General features: G+C 31.4%; 17 protein-coding genes. 3 read left to right on the plus strand and 14 right to left on the minus strand.

The annotated features are described in order from the left end of the window. Positions 1–88: 88 nt before the first annotated feature. Both ACFWU4_RS05805 and ACFWU4_RS05810 read right to left on the minus strand, forming a co-directional pair. A complete protein-coding gene (locus tag ACFWU4_RS05805) occupies positions 89–874 on the minus strand; it encodes a zinc ribbon domain-containing protein (protein WP_411125773.1) in 786 nt (261 codons plus the stop codon). A 2-nt stretch (positions 875–876) separates the two neighbouring features. Beyond that, positions 877–1971, minus strand: a complete 1095-nt coding sequence (locus ACFWU4_RS05810) for a Nif3-like dinuclear metal center hexameric protein (RefSeq protein WP_411125775.1) — start codon at positions 1969–1971, stop codon at positions 877–879. Positions 1972–2098: 127 nt separating this feature from the next. On the opposite strand from ACFWU4_RS05810, the gene lpxK reads away from it, so the two are divergent. Then, positions 2099–3097, plus strand: a complete 999-nt coding sequence (gene lpxK, locus ACFWU4_RS05815) for a tetraacyldisaccharide 4'-kinase (RefSeq protein WP_411125777.1) — start codon at positions 2099–2101, stop codon at positions 3095–3097. On the opposite strand, the gene ACFWU4_RS05820 is transcribed toward lpxK, so the two are convergent. The 7 genes from ACFWU4_RS05820 to ACFWU4_RS05850 are packed head-to-tail and all read right to left on the minus strand — an operon-like array spanning position 3094 to position 10405. Continuing rightward, positions 3094–5322, minus strand: a complete 2229-nt coding sequence (locus tag ACFWU4_RS05820; protein ID WP_411125779.1) for an ATP-binding protein — start codon at positions 5320–5322, stop codon at positions 3094–3096. The genes lpxK and ACFWU4_RS05820 overlap by 4 nt on opposite strands. A 40-nt stretch (positions 5323–5362) precedes the next feature. Continuing rightward, positions 5363–6379, minus strand: coding sequence for a type I glyceraldehyde-3-phosphate dehydrogenase (gene gap / locus ACFWU4_RS05825; protein WP_411125781.1), 1017 nt, complete (start codon positions 6377–6379; stop codon positions 5363–5365). Beyond that, positions 6379–7251, minus strand: coding sequence for a lipoyl synthase (gene lipA, locus ACFWU4_RS05830; RefSeq protein WP_411125782.1), 873 nt, complete (start codon positions 7249–7251; stop codon positions 6379–6381). The genes gap and lipA overlap by 1 nt, the downstream gene beginning before the upstream one ends. Positions 7252–7301: 50 nt before the next feature. Continuing rightward, complete coding sequence (locus ACFWU4_RS05835; RefSeq protein WP_411125784.1) at positions 7302–8546, minus strand: Nramp family divalent metal transporter; 1245 nt, start codon at positions 8544–8546, stop codon at positions 7302–7304. Further along, on the minus strand, positions 8546–9091 hold the full coding sequence (locus ACFWU4_RS05840) for an RNA polymerase sigma factor (protein WP_411125785.1): 546 nt from the start codon (positions 9089–9091) through the stop codon (positions 8546–8548). The genes ACFWU4_RS05835 and ACFWU4_RS05840 overlap by 1 nt, the downstream gene beginning before the upstream one ends. Beyond that, entirely contained in the window at positions 9082–10194 is a 1113-nt protein-coding gene (locus tag ACFWU4_RS05845) for a glycosyltransferase (protein ID WP_411125787.1), read from the minus strand. The genes ACFWU4_RS05840 and ACFWU4_RS05845 overlap by 10 nt, the downstream gene beginning before the upstream one ends. Before the next feature lie 7 nt (positions 10195–10201). After that, positions 10202–10405, minus strand: coding sequence for a membrane or secreted protein (locus ACFWU4_RS05850; protein ID WP_411125788.1), 204 nt, complete (start codon positions 10403–10405; stop codon positions 10202–10204). Between the two features lie 132 nt (positions 10406–10537). Here ACFWU4_RS05850 and aqpZ point away from each other — a divergent pair, with 132 nt between their 5' ends. Next, positions 10538–11224, plus strand: coding sequence for an aquaporin Z (gene aqpZ / locus ACFWU4_RS05855; RefSeq protein WP_411125790.1), 687 nt, complete (start codon positions 10538–10540; stop codon positions 11222–11224). Positions 11225–11300: 76 nt separating this feature from the next. Here the strand turns inward: aqpZ and ACFWU4_RS05860 are convergent, their stop codons facing one another. The 4 genes from ACFWU4_RS05860 to ACFWU4_RS05875 all read right to left on the minus strand — a co-directional run bounded on the left by ACFWU4_RS05860 (position 11301) and on the right by ACFWU4_RS05875 (position 15032). After that, positions 11301–12092, minus strand: a complete 792-nt coding sequence (locus ACFWU4_RS05860) for an RNA polymerase subunit sigma-70 (protein WP_411125792.1) — start codon at positions 12090–12092, stop codon at positions 11301–11303. 11 nt (positions 12093–12103) lie between these two features. Next, the gene (locus ACFWU4_RS05865; RefSeq protein ID WP_411125794.1) at positions 12104–12637 is read right to left on the minus strand and encodes an RNA polymerase sigma factor; all 534 of its coding nucleotides are present in this window, start codon (positions 12635–12637) and stop codon (positions 12104–12106) included. A 194-nt stretch (positions 12638–12831) separates the two neighbouring features. Then, a complete protein-coding gene (murB, locus tag ACFWU4_RS05870) occupies positions 12832–13842 on the minus strand; it encodes a UDP-N-acetylmuramate dehydrogenase (RefSeq protein WP_411125796.1) in 1011 nt (336 codons plus the stop codon). Further along, on the minus strand, positions 13842–15032 hold the full coding sequence (locus ACFWU4_RS05875; RefSeq protein ID WP_411125798.1) for a pyridoxal phosphate-dependent aminotransferase: 1191 nt from the start codon (positions 15030–15032) through the stop codon (positions 13842–13844). The genes murB and ACFWU4_RS05875 overlap by 1 nt, the downstream gene beginning before the upstream one ends. 114 nt (positions 15033–15146) lie before the next feature. Here ACFWU4_RS05875 and ACFWU4_RS05880 point away from each other — a divergent pair, with 114 nt between their 5' ends. Further along, entirely contained in the window at positions 15147–16523 is a 1377-nt protein-coding gene (locus tag ACFWU4_RS05880) for an aspartyl protease family protein (protein WP_411125800.1), read from the plus strand. Between the two features lie 32 nt (positions 16524–16555). On the opposite strand, the gene ACFWU4_RS05885 is transcribed toward ACFWU4_RS05880, so the two are convergent. After that, a complete protein-coding gene (locus ACFWU4_RS05885; RefSeq protein ID WP_411125801.1) occupies positions 16556–16981 on the minus strand; it encodes a DUF1573 domain-containing protein in 426 nt (141 codons plus the stop codon). Positions 16982–17129: the final 148 nt, after the last annotated feature.

Genomic DNA, 17129 nt, shown 5'->3' on the forward strand with positions numbered 1-17129 from the left:
CAATTCCTTAATCTAAATTGTTTTAAAGTTTTATTAAATAAAAAAGCCTCCATATAATGAAGGCTTTTTACTCTATTAATGTTCTAAACTACTTGCTTAATTTTGCAAATATCTTATTCATTTTTACTTTTTCTTCTTCGGCTAAAGCAGCATCCACCAAGATACGTCCACTGTGCTCATCGGTAATTACTTTCTTTCGAGAAGCAATTTCTACTTGTACCTGTGGCGGGATTGTAAAGAAAGATCCACCTGAAGCTCCGCGTTCTATTGCAACAACAGCCATACCATTTTTAACGTTATTTCTAATTCTTTGATAAGCCTTTACTAAACGTTCATCAATTTTCTTTTGAAACTTTTCAGATTCGTTGTTTAGTGCTTCTTCTTCTTTTTCAGTTTCTTTTAAAATTTCATTTAGTTCACCTTTTTTGTGTTTAAGGTGTGCTTGACGATCTTTTAATTTATCCTTAGTTTCAGAAATTACTTCTTTCTTTTGTTCTATCTGAACTTTAAATTCTTTGATATGCTTTTCAGCTAATTGAATTTCTAATTCTTGAAATTCAATTTCTTTAGTTAATGAGTTATATTCTCTGTTATTTCTAACATTGTTTTGTTGCTCACTATATTTCTTAATTAAAGATTTCGCTTCTTCAATTAAGTTCTTTTTTCCTTTAATCTCATCATCAATAATGGCAAGGCTATCACTTAGCTTATCCATTCTTGTGTTAAGTCCTTCAACTTCATCTTCTAAATCTCTCACTTCTAAAGGAAGCTCACCTCTTACATTTCTTATCTCGTCTACTCTAGAATCGATTAATTGTAAATCGTATAATGCTCTTAATCGTTCTTCAACAGAAGCTTCAGCTTTTTTTGCCATAATTATAAATACTTTACCGGATTTGTATTTGTCTTTGATAAAATGATTGCAAAATTAGTAATTTTTTTCGAGAGATAGTCTACTAAAAACGTTTTTGTGAATTGTTCGCTTTCATAGTGGCCAATATCTGCTAAGACGATATCATTTTCAGCACTAAAAAAGTCATGATATTTAAGGTCTGCTGTAACTAAAAGATCAGCTCCTTTAGCTTTGGCTGCGCTAATTGCGAAACTACCCGAACCTCCTAAGACAGCAACTTTTTTAATAGGCTTATTTAACAACGAAGTATGTCTTAGACATTCAGTATTCATTTTTGACTTAATAAATTGTAGGCATTCTAGTTCGCTCATAGAGTTTTCTAGTTCGCCAATCATTCCCATACCTATGTTTTGATTGGTATTATCTAAAGTAGAAATTTCATAAGCTACCTCTTCATATGGATGTGTTTCAAATAAAGTGTGTAATACGTTCTCCTCTAAATGCTTTTGGTAAGTGATAGAAATGGCTATTTCAATTTCAGTATGAAATTCTCCTTTTTTACCAATTACAGGATTAGAAGCTTCATTACCTTTATAAGTACCTTCTCCTTCTGTGTTAAAACTACAAGACTCGTAATTGCCTAAACTACCAGCGCCAGCTTTAAATAATGCTAGTCTCAAGTTTTGTGCATAGGCTTTGGGTACATATGTTTGCAATTTTTTAATTGTAGCTGATTGTGGTATTAATATCGCTTTGTTTTTTAGACCAAGTTGATTACATATTATAGCATTAACTCCAGCTATAGAATTGTCTAATGCAGTATGTATTGAAAAAATAGCTATGTTATTTTTGATTGCTTTTATAACAACGCGTTCCACATAAGTTTTACCTGTTAATTTTTTTAGTCCTTTAAAAATAATAGGGTGGAAGCTTACTATAAAATTACAATTAGTAGTAATAGCTTCATCAATAACGGTCTCTAATGTATCTAAAGTAACTAGTATACCGGAAACAGTTTGTGTTTTATCTCCAACTAAAAGGCCAACGTTATCAAAGTCTTCTGCATAGGCTAAGGGAGCTAAGTCATGTAAATGATTAATTACGTCTTGTACCGTCATAAGTTCTTGTTTGTTTCAAAAATAATATATTTTAGTGCTCGTGAAACATTGACTGTATATTACTTTATTGAAGGTAATGTTCTATTTCAATGTTTCATATGACCAAAAAGAGAATGAATAAATACACATGAAGTTTATTAGAATCATATTATTACCGATTGTTCCTATTTATTACATCGTAACTTGGATGAGAAACTGGTTGTATGATAGAGGTTTTAAGTCTTCAAAATCATATGATTTACCTATTATATGCGTCGGTAATTTAAGTACTGGTGGTACAGGAAAGACTCCGATGATTGAGTATTTAATACGCTTATTAAACGAAAAGAAGTCTGTTGCCACTTTAAGCAGAGGATATAAACGTATAACAAAAGGATTTGTTTTAGGGGATGAAAAAGCCACAGCTGATTCAATAGGAGATGAACCTTTTCAATTTCTTAGAAAGTTTGAGAAAATAAAGGTAGCGGTTGACGAAAATCGTCAGAATGGTATAGAGCAGTTAATGTTGTTAAATGACAAACCAGACCTGATTTTATTAGACGATGCCTACCAACATAGAAAAGTGAGAGCTGGGTTTAATATACTTCTTACTTCATTTAATAATTTATATTATAAAGATATTGTATTGCCAACAGGAAATTTAAGAGAACCGCGGTCTGGTGCAAAAAGGGCAGATGTAGTAGTCGTTACTAAATGTCCTAAGGATATTTCTACAATTATGAAAGAGCGTATTGCTTCAAGCATTAAGTTAAAGCCAAAACAACAGTTATTTTTTAGTTATATTGATTATGCTGAAAAGGTGATATCAAAATATAATCATTTAGTCTTAAATGAACTACCAAAGTTTACCTTAGTCACAGGTATTGCAAATGCAAAACCATTAGTTGATTTTCTTACTAACAAAGGGTTGAGTTTTGATCATATAGAATTTACAGACCATTACAGTTTTAGGCTTAATGATATTGAATTGTTATCTGAAAAAGAGCTAATAATCACTACGGAAAAAGATTATGTAAGATTATCTTCTCATGAAAGTTTAGAAAAAACTTTATACTATTTACCTATACGCCTAAAATTAGATAATTCTTCAAATTTTAATAACAGTATTAACACCTACGTTAATTAAAAGAAGCTAGACACGACTTCTTTGCCAGAAAGTACATCATATAATTTACTCTCAAAGTCTTCTTGCTTAAATGGTTTAGAAATTATATCGTTAAAACCAGCTTCGCCAAATTCATGCATTTTATCTTCTAGTGTTACGGCAGTTAATGCAAAAATAGTTAAGTCTTTATCGAAGGTCCTTATAATTTTTGTTGCTTCTAGTCCGCTAATTCCAGGCATATGAATATCCATAAGCACAATATTGTAGTTGGTAGATTTAACCTGTTCTACTGCGGCTTCACCATTATCAACTACATCACAATTAAGTCCCATTTTGTTAAGGATCTTTTTTGTAATCATTTGATTAATTTTATTGTCCTCAACAACTAAAATTTTAACTTCACTTAAATCCAAATCTCCCATTTTATTAGATTGTTTAACTTCTACTACCTTTGGTGTGGTGACTTCTTCAGCTTTTTCTAATGGAATTTCAAAAAAGAATGTTGTGCCTTTACCAAGCTCACTCTTTAAATAAATTTTACCTTTTAGAATTTGAATAAGTCCTTTTACAATAGATAAGCCAAGACCAGTACCTCCGTATTTTCTGTTAATTTGTACAGAGCCTTGAGAGAAACTCTCAAACATGTGATCTTGTTTTTCTTTTGTAATACCAATGCCATTATCTTCAATTTCAAAGCGAAGCGAATACGTTTTGTCCTTTTGGTCAATTTTGTACGCTCTCACCCAGATGTCTCCATCTTTTGTGAATTTAATTGCATTTCCTAGTAGATTAATTAAGATTTGGGAAATCTTAAGTTGGTCACCATTATAGGATTCTGGTAGGCCAGCTTCATAATCAATATGTAATTTTGTGCCATTGTCTTTAGCTGAATTGCTAAGTGCAGAAATCACATTTTCTATTTTACTTTTTAGATTAAAGACTTCAGGATCTAACTCCACTTTATTTGCTTCAATTTTATTAATCTGTAAGATGTCATTAATAAAAGTTAATAAGTAATCTCCTGAAAATTTTAATGATTTTAAATGAGGTATTTGATGCTCTTTAGGCTTTTCATCAAGTAGCATATTGGTTAAACCGGTTACTGCATACAATGGTGTGCGCAACTCATGTGTTACAGTTGATAAGAAATTAGCTTTAGTTTTTGATGCTAATTCTGCCTTTTCCTTTGCTACTATAAGTTCATCATTTTTCTTATGCAGCATATTATTGGTTTTTAACCTTATGTTATTGTTTTTATACAATGATAAAGTTAAGAGCGATAATATTGTAATTAAGGCGATACTTAGTATTGTTGTAATTCTAGTAAAATTACTATCAGCTTTTACTTCGTCAATTTGAAGTTGAAGTTGAGCATTTTGGTCATCTTTATACTTGTTAATATAAAGGGCAGAAACACCTGGTTTTAGATTTTTGCGTTTAACATTTAATATAGAATCAGATAATTTAATATGTTGGTTGACATAATTAAGTGAACTTTTGTAATCTCCTCTTTTTTCATGAATATCACTTAGTGTTAAATATGCTTCATTGATATTTTCATCAATTTTATGTGCTTTTGCAATTGATAACCCATCTTTTACTTGCGAAAGTGCTAAGTCATTATTATTTAAAGCACTCGATACTTTACCAGACTCAATTAGAGCACTACTCAGCCTTCTGTGTTGATCATATTTCTTAGTGATAATAATTGTTTTCTCAAGGGCAGATTTCGCCTCTTCAAATTGTTGTAAACCGATATAGGCCTTAGCCTGATTAAGTGTTACTTCTGAGATGTATTCTTCTAACCCTTCTTGTTCAGATAAGTTTTTGGCAGATTTGTAGTATTCAAGGGCATTTTCATATTCTTCTTTGGTGTTGTGTATAACACCTTTAATATTGAAAGAAACAGCTAGATTTGTGTAATCGTCGTTTTCTCTTTGAATTTGCATTGCAGTATTTAAAGAGATATTAGCCTTATCAGTTTTTCCAATTATATATTGAACTCTGGCTATTTTAGTATGAATTATACCTTCGCTTTTCTTGTCCTTAATTTTCTCGGCAATTTCTTTGGCTTTATTTAAATTGTCTAGTGCATTGTAATAATCACCGCGACCGCTATCTAGTTTAGATTGACTAATATGCTCATTTAACCTTACGGCTAGCATATCTGTATCTTCTACACTATCTTGTTGTGCAAAAATCAGACTACTAAAACATACTAATAAGAGAAATGTGTAATATTTCATTTTTGGGGCATTACAACTCAATTAATAGAAGCAAATATAATTATTTATCCGACAAAACAGCACTTTTATCCGATAAATTGCAAATTAAATCTAAAACTCTCGCGCTGTAGCCTGTTTCATTATCGTACCAGCCAACAATTTTCACCATATTTCCTATTACAGAAGTCATTTGAGCATCAAAAATACACGAATGGCTATTACCTACTATATCTATTGATACTATAGGGTCTTCTGTGTATTCTAATATACCTTTTAAATTAGTAGATGCTGCGGTCTTAAAAAGTGAATTCACCTTATTTATAGAGGTTGGTCTTTTTACATTAATTGTAATATCCGTTAAAGAACCATTTGCCACAGGTACTCTAATACCACAACCTCCGATAACCTCCGATAATTCTGGGAAAATTTTAGTTAAAGCTTTTGCAGCACCAGTTGTAGTTGGGACTATTGACTGACCTGCGGCTCTCGCTCGTCTTAAATCTCTATGAGGTTGGTCGTGGAGACTTTGATCCGTTGTATAAGAGTGTATGGTAGTTATATAGGCTTGCTCAATACCAAAATATTTTTTAATCAAGGCAATCATAGGTGCAGCATTATTAGTTGTGCATGATGCATTGGATAATATTAATTCAGAACCATCGATAGAATTATCATTTACGCCCAAAACAATAGTTTTTATGTCTTCATCTTCAGATGGTACTGATAAAATAACACGTTTAGCACCATTATTTATATGATGCTGTAGCTCTGATTTACTTTTAAATTTACCCGTAGATTCTATTACAAAGTCTGGTTTTATTGCAGACCAATCAATAGAACTTGGATGTGATTCATTAAAAAGAGGAATAGCAACTCCATTTACAATGATGTTGTCGTTATCACAAGAAATAGTTTCATTTAGTACACCATGGATACTATCGTACTTTAATAGGTGACTTAAAGTTTTAGCGTCAGCTAAATCATTTATTGCTGTAATTTTAATTTTTGGATGTTTAAGCGCTAACCTAAATACACGTCGACCAATTCTACCAAATCCATTTATGGCAATAGATATCATTAATTGATGTGTTTTTGTGCCTTATATGAAGATCTTACTAAAGCGCTACTTTCTACATGTCTAAAACCTAAGTCTAACCCAATGGCTTTATATTCATCAAATTGTTCAGGGTTAATAAATTGCTTTACGGGTAAATGCTTTTTACTAGGTTGAAGATATTGACCAATTGTAACTACATCTACATCATTTTCGCGCAAGTCGTGAAGTGTTTCTATAACTTCTTCACGCTGTTCTCCCAAACCTAGCATTATACCTGATTTGGTTCTACGTTGCCCTTGCTGTTTAAGGTATTTTAAAACTCCCATGCTTCGGTCGTATTTTGCTTGAATACGTACTTCTCGAGTTAAACGTCTTACTGTTTCAATATTATGAGATACCACTTCTGGGGCAACATCTACAATTCTATCTATATGTCTTTCTAAACCTTGAAAATCTGGAATAAGTGTTTCGAGTGTCGTTTCTGGGTTCATACGTCTAACCGCTTTCACAGTTTCTGACCACATAATACTTCCCATATCTTTTAAATCATCTCTATCTACACTTGTTAAAACGGCATGTTTAATTTGCATGAGTTTTATAGAACGTGCAACTTTTTCTGGCTCATCCCAATCTACTGTTTCTGGTCGTCCTGTTTTAACTCCACAAAATCCACAAGAGCGCGTGCAAACATTACCTAAGATCATAAAGGTAGCTGTTCCTTCTCCCCAACATTCTCCCATGTTAGGGCAACTACCAGAAGTACAGATAGTATTTAGTTTATACTTATCGACTAGACTTCTCAGTTCTGTATATTTTTTACCTGTAGGTAATTTTACTCTTAGCCATTTAGGCTTGCGTTCTGGTAAGATAGTTGAAGCAACTTTAGTTTCCATTCCTTTTCAATTTCAAAAAACAAAGATACGAAGTAAAATATTAAAACATCTTATAGTAGAGTAAGATACCATATACTAAATCCTGCAAGAAATAGAATGCCCAGCCAAGATAAAATATGAAGCTTTAAACTTGGTCTCCACTCTTTTGGTGTGTGCTTACTAGAAATTAATCTATAATTAATTATGGCATAAAAAGGTGCCGTTATAAAAGAAAGTATTGTAGCGATTTTAATTAGCAGTCCCATCTCTGATGCAAAAGCAAAAAAGATAATAAGAGTGCCAAACGTCAAAATTAAAATCCAAAGTAAATAGCCCTTTTTAAACGTTTTTTTTGTGAGAAGTTCTAAACTTTTAGACATAGCTCTTGGCGACGCGTCTAGAGTTGTTATAGTCGTACTAAACATAGTTGTGAAGGCGGCAATACCTATTATAATGTAGGCCCAATTTCCTAAACTTTTAGTATATAAATCAATCAATTGGTTAGAAAAAACAGCAGCTTTATTACTAAATACTTCTCCAGTATTAAACATTATAAAGTAGCCTAAGCAAACAAATGCTAATCCTAATACAATAGCGCCAATATAACCAATATTAAAATCGAGTAATGCCGTTTTTGGTGTAAAAGCTCCTTTGTTTTTTTTCTTTTCTATTGCCCAAATAGAGTGCCAAACAGAAATATCTAGAGGAGCTGGCATCCAACCCATAAAAGCAATTAAAAAAGCTATTTCCGTAGTGTTTTCTGGTAATACTTGAGTCCAAGTTATTGGTTTGTCAAATTCAGTAAAAGCAAAAGTAACCGCAAGAAGTGTGCTAACGGTGAGTACAATAATAATGACTTTAATGAGTTTGTCTAATGCACTGTACTTGCCAAGAAATAGTATTAAAAGGCAAATTGATAAGATAATAACAGTCCAGATTTCAACACTAGAAATACTGGAATAGCCTAAGTTTAAAAAAGTTATATCACCAAATAAGGAATTTGCCAAACCAGCACTAACTATAGTTACAGCAGTTTGAATGGTAAACATAGTTCCTAAGCTTAATATAAAATAAGCTATAAGTACTCCTTTTCCTAATTTATTATAGCCTTCTAAAAGGGTTTCTCCTGTTGCAGAAGCATACCTTGGACCATATTGAAAAAATGGATATTTAAACAAATTCACCAATAGTAATGCCCATAATAAGCCTAAACCAAAATCAGCACCAGCCCTTGTAGATTGAACTAAGTGGGATACTCCGATTGCAGCACCTGCAAATAATAAACCTGGACCTAATTTTTTAAATACAGATAACATTAAGCTTTTGTAATAATTTCCGCTAAGAGTTTTTTAGCTCTAAGAAGCTTTACTTTTACATTATTCATGGATTCATTAAGTTCTTGTGAAATTTCTTTGTAACTCAGTTCTTGAAAATATCTTAGATTAATTACTTCTTGATAATGCGGTTTTAACTTTTTAATATCGCGTAATAAGTTTGCTAAATTTTGTTCAGTAATAATTTTATCTTCTGGTGTCGGCGAGTCGTCTACAATGTCTAAATATTTATGATCATTACCCTTTGACGAATTTCGGATAATCTTTTTTTGTTTTCTGACTAAATCTATGTGAATATTTTTTGATATAGTTATAAGCCAGGTTTTAAAAGTGTATTCTTCTTTATATGTATTAATTTTATCAAAGGCTTTAGAAAATGTTTGAATTGTAATATCCTCAGCATCGATTTCATTTTTGGTTCTTTTCAGTTGAAACCCATAAACATCATTCCAAAACGTATCTAGTAGAAAATTGAAGGCAATTTGATTATTACTCTTTGCCTTAATAATAGCTTCTTTTACTTCCAATGCTTTGGTTTAGATATAAGATTAGCAATAAAGATACTTAATTGTGTAAGAATTAAAAATATTTCGAGAATAGGTGTCAGAATAATAAGGTCAGTTTCATTAAGCTTTCTTGCGGTAAGCCCAAAAGATAAGATCTGGATTAAAAAACGAAGAACGATTAAAGCTAAAACCCATTTCAAGTTATACTGTAGTAAAATTAATAAAGCTCCCAATACCCAGAAAATAAGTTGAGAGCTATAAAAAAGCCCTAGTAATAGTTTGTGTTTTGTTCTATAAAACTTTGCTGTACTAATGTGCCTGCGTTTTTGTAAAACCCAATCTTTAATCGATGTTTTTGGCTCAGAAATAGTGAAACTTTCTTTACAGTATATGATCGATGTATTTTTATTGTTAGCGACCTCGTTGATAAATAAATCATCATCTCCTGATTTTAGAGTCATATGGTTGCTAAAACCAGAATTATTGAAAAATAATGGTTTTCTATATGCCATATTTCTGCCGACTCCCATATAAGGTGAGCCCATACTAGTATAAGAAAAATATTGTAAAGCCGTCATCACTGTTTCAAAACGAATAACTTTGTTTAAAACCGAATATGGCTTTTTGTCATAAGCTCCATATCCTAAAACGATAGATTTTTCATTAGAAAATTTACTACTTAAGTATGTTAGCCATTTTTGGGAGTTTGGTTTACAATCTGCGTCTGTAAAAACTAAAAACTCATGAGAAGCGGCTTTTATGCCCAGTGTTAGGGCATACTTTTTATTACCCCAAAAAGTTTCAGTCGTTTTTACATCAACTATTTTAATATTCTCATGCAAGTCTTGAAAACCCTCCATAACGTCTAAAGTCTCATCGGATGAGCTATCATTAACTAAAACAATTTCAAAATTTGAATAGTTCTGATTTAGAATGAAAGGAATATTTTTCTTTAAATTTTCAGCTTCATTCTTTGCGCAAATAATAACAGAAAGAGGTATGTTGTTTTTTAACCTAAAGTCATCTCGTTTTGTCGAAAACGAAAAAAGAAAAGAGGTATAATAAATATTTTGAATACAAACAATTACAACAAAAACAATGAAAAGTATTGTAGTAATACCCATTTAAATTTTAAGAATGTTGAGGTTCATTACAATCCTTAAATTCATCTGCTGTTTTACCACAGAAGCCACAAGCCTCACCGCTTTTATTAAGCATTGGATTCTGACTGGCGCAAGTACCAGCAAATTCACCGTCTTTTTTCGCCCATATTTTTATGGCTATGCCTGCAAAGGCTAAGGCTAATAATCCAAGAGTTAGGAGTAACAATTTCATAGTATAAGTTAATTTTTTACAAAGATAATGCTTTTACTTTATTTTCTAATTTCTGGTTAAAAGTGACTTAATTACCTGATGGTGTGTCCTATTTCCATATAAACATTTTTTACTAACTAATATATTATAATTATGAAAAAATTATTTGCTGAATTTTTTGGAACATTTTGGCTTGTTTTTGGTGGTTGTGGTAGCGCTGTTTTTGCTGCCGGATTTCCAGAACTAGGAATTGGATTTGTAGGAGTTTCATTAGCTTTTGGTCTTACCGTATTGACGATGGCGTATGCTGTGGGTCATATCTCTGGTGGTCATTTTAATCCTGCTGTATCTATAGGCCTTTGGGCTGGTGGAAAATTTGAAGCTAAAAATTTAATTGGTTACATCATTGCACAGGTTGTTGGTGCGATAGTTGCTGCCGCTGCATTGTATCTCATTCTTTCGGGTAAAGCTGGTTTTGAATCTGTTGGTGGATTTGCTTCAAACGGTTATGGTGATTTATCGCCAGATGGTTATAGTATGACGGCTGTAATTTTGGCTGAAGTTATTTTAACTGCTTTTTTCTTAATTGTAATTTTAGGAAGTACAAATACTAGAGCACCTAAAGGCTTTGCTCCAATAGCAATTGGTTTAGCTTTAACTTTAATTCATTTAATAAGTATTCCTATTTCAAATACATCTGTAAATCCTGCAAGATCTTTAAGTCAAGCGATATTCTCAGATGGAGGTCATTTAGCCCAAGTATGGGTGTTTTGGGCAGCACCAATTGTAGGTGCTATTATTGGTGGTATAATCCACAAAGCACTTTTTGAAAAAGAATAAATACTATTCAATAAATAAAAAAAAGGGACTCAATTTAATGAGTCTCTTTTTTATTAAATAGAATTTGAGCTTCTATCTATTCTTCTTTAAGTGATATTTCTGCCACTTCGGTACTATTGTTGTCGGTGTCATCTCCGTTCTTTCCGATTTTTATACTTAGTGCTAATGCATCTTCCATATAAGGAATTTGTTTCAATTTACGGTCAGCCTCGTCTAGTATGCCTAAGTTAACCATTCTGTCTTGAAGCTCAGCCCAAATTTGATAATGTTGATCTTTTGGTAATTGAGGTAATGCAATAACATCTATCATTGATGTTTTGTCAACTGAATTTATGTAAGCTACAGTTTTTAAATTTTTTGCACGTTCATTTCCGTTGATGACATATTTTTTAGCATCAGGATTATTGAGTTTTAATAATTCCTTAGACAATTCATCTAGCTTAGAATTATTCTTGTCAATATCGCTTCTAAGATCAAGAATTTCTGCATCAACAATAGTGTTTTCACTATTTAATTGTTGATTTTTTTGATATAGCATAAAAGTAGTAACAGCAAAAAGGATAGCGGCCGCACTGGCAGCAATGCTATACCAAGGTGTTTTATTTTTTTGAACTAGCTGTATCACTTTTGTTTCATTAATTTCATCTAATGATTCTAAAATATTAGATAAGATGTGATTAGGTGCATCCATTGCACCAGCCTTTGCTATAACTTGCAGATTATCTTGAAGTTTTTCATACGCAGAAGCTACTTCGGGATATTGATATATATAATGTTCTACTTCTTTAGATTCTTCCATGGAAGTTTCTCCAACTAAATACTTATTAAGTAAGTCGGAATTTAAAAAGCTATGTAATTTTGTTTCCATATTCAATTAATTTATGGATTATAGACCTTCTTGAGTTCTCTTAATCCAATTTTTAATCTAGATTTTATAGTACCTAACGGAATGCTTAGTTCGTCACTTGCTTCTTGTTGCGTCATCCCTTGAAAAAACAAGGCGTCTAAGACAATTTGATACTTTTCTTCTAGTCTCCCAACATGTTCCTTAATGTCCATGACATCTTGATTTAAATTACTTGTTGGTAAGATATATACGTTAGAAGTATCAATTTGGACTTCTTTCTTATAACGATTATTAAAACTTCTTAGTTTATCTATAGCTGTGTTTCGTGCAATACGGAATAACCAAGTAAATAATTTAGCCTTACTTGAATCATATTTCGCAGCATTTTTCCAAACCTTAATAAATGTTTCTTGAAGTGCGTCTTGGGCAATTTCTTCATTTATGGTTATTTTTACTATAACGCCATATAGGCTATTAGAGTAATTTTCATAAAGTAAATTTAAGGCACGCTTATCCTCATTCTTAAGGTAATCTATAATTTTTTGCTCTGTAGGTGTAATACTCAATATGTTAAAATCTTAATTTTTTGATTTTTAAAACATCCAAAAAGGAATTAACAGTCGTAAATATAATTAAATACACCTAGTAAATGGTGTCTAATACACATTCTTAGAATAATTGTCTTCAAGGAGATTAGGTTAATAGCAAATTTAAAAATTATTCTTTTTATAAAAGCCGCAGTTAATACGCGGCTTTTGTTTTAGATAATATTTACTTCAGTTTCAATTTTAATATCAAAAATCTGTAATACAGTTTGTTGTATTAATTGTGCTAGATTAAGTATATCAGACCCTTTAGCATTACCATAATTGACTAAGACTAATGCCTGTTTATTGTGAACTCCATAATCATCGAAACGCTTTCCCTTAAAACCAGCTTTTTCTATGAGCCAACCTGCAGGAATTTTTATTTTTTTATCCGAAATTTTATAAGAAGGAATATTTGGAAAATTAGTTAGTAACTCTTCAAATTGATTACTAGATATAACTGGGTTTTTAAAAAAACTGCCACTATTACCAATATCTGCCGGATCTGGTAATTTACTTTTTCTAATAGCTATTACAGCATTAGAAATACTCTTAATTGTTGGCTTTAATACTTTAGAAATTTTTAATTGTTCTTTTATAGCTCCATAATCTACATTGAGCTTATGGTTATGTTTTGTAAACTCAAAATTTACAGAAGTGATAATGTATTGGCCTTTTAGTTCTTGTTTAAATACCGATTCTCTGTACCCAAACTTACAGTCTTTTTTAGAGAATGTCTTTTTGATAAGATTTTTGGTGTTTACTGCTTCGCAACTAATAAATGCATCTTTAAGTTCAACACCATAAGCTCCAATATTTTGTATTGGTGCTGTACCAACATTTCCAGGAATCAAAGATAGATTTTCTATTCCACCATAATTATGTTCTATACACCATAAAACAAATTCATGCCAGTTTTCGCCTGCCATTACTTTCACTGAAACCATGTCAACTGTCTCCTTTATAACTTCAATACCTTTTAAATTAATATGTAAAACTAAAGCATCAATATTTTGAGTTAGTAACATATTACTGCCGCCTCCAAGAATAAATAGTGGCATTTTATTACCATTTAAGACTCTAATTAGTTGATCAATTGTCGATATGTCGCAATAAGAAGAGGCTTTAGCTTCTATGCCAAAGGTGTTAAATGCTTTTAATGATACATTTTGTTTTATAACCATTAGTCTTCATATACTTTTAAGGCTTCTTCTAGTATTTTAACAGCAAGTTTTAAGCTTTCTTCATTTAAAACGTATGCAATTCTTATTTGATTAAGACCAACACCTGGAGTCGAATAAAATCCGGCGGCGGGCGCAACCATAACGGTGTTATTTTTATAATCAAATGATTCTAAAAGCCATTTGGCAAAATCATCGGTATTTTTTACGGGTAATTCAACTATACAATAAAAGGCACCATTGGGTTTAGCGACTTTTACTCCTTCGATTTTTTCTAATGCTTCAATTAGTGTATTTCTGCGCTTTACATATTCATCAATGACATCATCAAAATAGCTTTGAGGAGTATCTAATGCTGCTTCACTAGCTATTTGCGCTAAGGTGGGTGGGCTTAACCTTGCCTGAGCAAACTTTAATGCCGTATTAATAACTTCTTTGTTTTTTGACACCAGATAACCAATTCTTGCACCACACATACTATAACGTTTAGATACGGAATCAATAACGATTGCGTGGTCTTCTAATCCAGGTTCTTGCAATATAGAAAAATGAGAAATACCATCATACACAAATTCTCGGTAGACTTCATCAGCTATTAAGAATAGATCGTGTTTCTTTACTATATGAGCTAATTTTTTTATTTCTTCTTTAGAATAAAGATAACCAGTTGGGTTACCTGGATTGCAAATTAAAATAGCTTTCGTTTTTGGAGTTATTAATTTTTCAAATTCTTCAATTGGAGGTAAAGCGAAATTATCTTCTATTTTTGAGATTACTGGCACAACATTAACACCAGAAGCTGTTGAAAAGCCATTGTAATTTGCGTAAAATGGTTCAGGTATTATAATCTCGTCATCTTCATCCATTATACTCCCAAATGCAAATAATAAAGCTTCACTTCCGCCTGTTGTCACAATAATATCGTTGTGGCTAACATCAATAGCATTCTTCATATAATAATTTGCAATTTTTATACGATAGCTTTCTGAACCCTCTGATCGTGAATAAGCTAATATGTCTAAAGAATGGACCTTAACAGCATCTAACGCAAGAGAAGGCGTTTTAATATCGGGTTGACCAATATTAAGATAATAAACAGTTTTTCCTTGTTTATGCGCTTCCTCTGCAAATGGAACCAATTTTCTAATTGGTGATTGCGGCATGTTTATACCTTTTTCTGAAATTTTTGGCATCGTTATAATTTTAAAGTGCTAAGTTCTGAAATTTCTTAAATTTTATATAAATAAATTATGTTTAAAATATGTAGTAAGATAAAGATTTGTAAATTGATATAAAATCTGATCTAATTGAAATTACTATTACGCTATATAATACTTTGTTTATTAGCCTTTAACTCTTGGTCAATTTGTGCTCAGGGTGATTTTCTTCTTAAAAATAATGTTAGCGAGAAAATAAAGTTTCAATTTACAAGTAACCTAATAATTATTCCGGTAGAGATTAACGGAGTTATATTGTCATTTGTTTTAGATACCGGAGTAAGTAAACCTATACTTTTTAATTTATCAGAACGAGACTCTTTAGATTTAAAGGATACTCAAACTTTTTATCTTCATGGATTAGGAGCTGATGGTAAATTGGAAGCTCTAAAATCAAAAAATAATAGATTTAATATTGGCGGGGCTGTTTGTAATAATCAAGATTTGTATGTTGTCTTTGATAACTCAATTAATTTTACACCAAGGTTAGGAATATTAGTCCACGGGATTATTGGTTTTGATTTATTTAAAGATTTTATTGTTGAGATAAATTACAACTCAGAGTACATTCGACTTCATAAACCAGAGTCGTTTGTAATTAAATCTCCAAGAAAATGGAAAACGTTACCAATAGAGCTATATAGAAGAAAACCATATTTAAATGCTTTTGTAACTTTAAAAGAAAATAAGAAACCAGTAAAGTTACTCATAGACACAGGGAGTAGTGATGCTTTGTGGTTATTTGAGGATGAGTATAATGATATGGTACCGGAAAAAGATAAATTTTTTGTCGATTATTTGGGAAAAGGACTAAGTGGATCCGTTTACGGAAAGAGGTCAAAAGTTAATAATTTTCAACTAAGTGAATATAGTTTAGACGATGTAAATGTTTCTTTTCCTGATTCTGCATCTATTGATTTGGCCAAAGTTTATAAAGATAGAAATGGAAGTATTGGAGGTGATATTCTAAAACGTTTCAACTTATTTTTTGATTATAATAATAAAAAAATACATTTAAAAAAGAACGGTTTATTTAAAGACCCATTTACATATAATAATAGTGGTATTGTTTTAGAGCATAATGGTAACATGTACGTAAAAGAAAGGATTAGAATGCCTTCTAATACACCTAGTAATGGCTACAGTTCAAGAAATTCGAATGATAATAGTCGACAAGCTGTACAAATTGATTTTTCAATAAATTATACAATGAAGTTAAAACCGGCTTATAGGATTATTGAAATTAGAAAGTCCTCAAATGCCTATGCTTCTGGTCTCAGACTTGGTGATATATTAATTAGTATAAACGGTAAACCTGCTTATGATTTTAGGTTGCCCGAAATTAATCGATTTTTTCATGGAAGAACAGGAAGCAACTTGCGACTTAAAATAGAACGTAACGGTGCAGAAATGTTATTTAAATTTAAGCTAGATAATGCTTTTAAATTTAATGAGCCCTCAAATTGAGAGCTCATTAAATAATCTTAGTAAAAAAAAGCTTATTGCTCAATCATACTTTTTTCTTTTTTTTCTAAAACACTTGTTTTATTAGGATCAATAACTAAACCTTTAATTTTAAGCGCTACTGTTGGAGTATCGGCATTAGAAATTACTGTAATTGTCTTTCTAATTGGATTTACTCTCTTAGTGTCGTATTTAACCTCAATTTCACCTGTTTCACCTGGCATTATAGGTCCTTTTGGTTTTTTAGGCACTGTGCAGCCACATGTAGATTTAACACTAGATATAATAAGTGGCGCATCACCAGTATTTGTAAATTCAAAAACTCTAACGCCATTAGCACCCTTTTCTATTGTGCCGTAATCTATAACATCAGTTTTAAATTCAATCTTTGCGACCTTTTCTTGAGCGGATACTCCTAGACTAATTAGTCCCACAAACAAAATCACTATTAAATTTTTCATCATTTTAATTTTAAGTTGTTACAATCAAAACTACTTACTTTTTTAATCTCATCAAAATATATTAGATGTAATACACTGTATTTAACAGTATTTATACTTTTAAAACCATATAAGTTACCTAATAATTTTTCAAAAAAGGAAATATAAG

The sequence above is a fragment of the Winogradskyella sp. PE311 genome (genome assembly GCF_046545555.1).
In the GTDB taxonomy this organism is placed as follows: Bacteria; Bacteroidota; Bacteroidia; order Flavobacteriales; family Flavobacteriaceae; genus Winogradskyella.

Bases quoted from the DNA above. Each gene is read 5' to 3' on its own strand.
- ACFWU4_RS05805 (WP_411125773.1), bottom strand. From the start codon at position 874: ATGGCAAAAAAAGCTGAAGCTTCTGTTGAAGAACGATTAAGAGCATTA.
- ACFWU4_RS05810 (WP_411125775.1), bottom strand. From the start codon at position 1,971: ATGACGGTACAAGACGTAATTAATCATTTACATGACTTAGCTCCCTTA.
- lpxK (WP_411125777.1), top strand. From the start codon at position 2,099: ATGAAGTTTATTAGAATCATATTATTACCGATTGTTCCTATTTATTAC.
- ACFWU4_RS05820 (WP_411125779.1), bottom strand. From the start codon at position 5,322: ATGAAATATTACACATTTCTCTTATTAGTATGTTTTAGTAGTCTGATT.
- gap (WP_411125781.1), bottom strand. From the start codon at position 6,379: ATGATATCTATTGCCATAAATGGATTTGGTAGAATTGGTCGACGTGTA.
- lipA (WP_411125782.1), bottom strand. From the start codon at position 7,251: ATGGAAACTAAAGTTGCTTCAACTATCTTACCAGAACGCAAGCCTAAA.
- ACFWU4_RS05835 (WP_411125784.1), bottom strand. From the start codon at position 8,546: ATGTTATCTGTATTTAAAAAATTAGGTCCAGGTTTATTATTTGCAGGT.
- ACFWU4_RS05845 (WP_411125787.1), bottom strand. From the start codon at position 10,194: ATGGGTATTACTACAATACTTTTCATTGTTTTTGTTGTAATTGTTTGT.
- ACFWU4_RS05850 (WP_411125788.1), bottom strand. From the start codon at position 10,405: ATGAAATTGTTACTCCTAACTCTTGGATTATTAGCCTTAGCCTTTGCA.
- aqpZ (WP_411125790.1), top strand. From the start codon at position 10,538: ATGAAAAAATTATTTGCTGAATTTTTTGGAACATTTTGGCTTGTTTTT.
- ACFWU4_RS05860 (WP_411125792.1), bottom strand. From the start codon at position 12,092: ATGGAAACAAAATTACATAGCTTTTTAAATTCCGACTTACTTAATAAG.
- murB (WP_411125796.1), bottom strand. From the start codon at position 13,842: ATGGTTATAAAACAAAATGTATCATTAAAAGCATTTAACACCTTTGGC.
- ACFWU4_RS05875 (WP_411125798.1), bottom strand. From the start codon at position 15,032: ATGCCAAAAATTTCAGAAAAAGGTATAAACATGCCGCAATCACCAATT.
- ACFWU4_RS05885 (WP_411125801.1), bottom strand. From the start codon at position 16,981: ATGAAAAATTTAATAGTGATTTTGTTTGTGGGACTAATTAGTCTAGGA.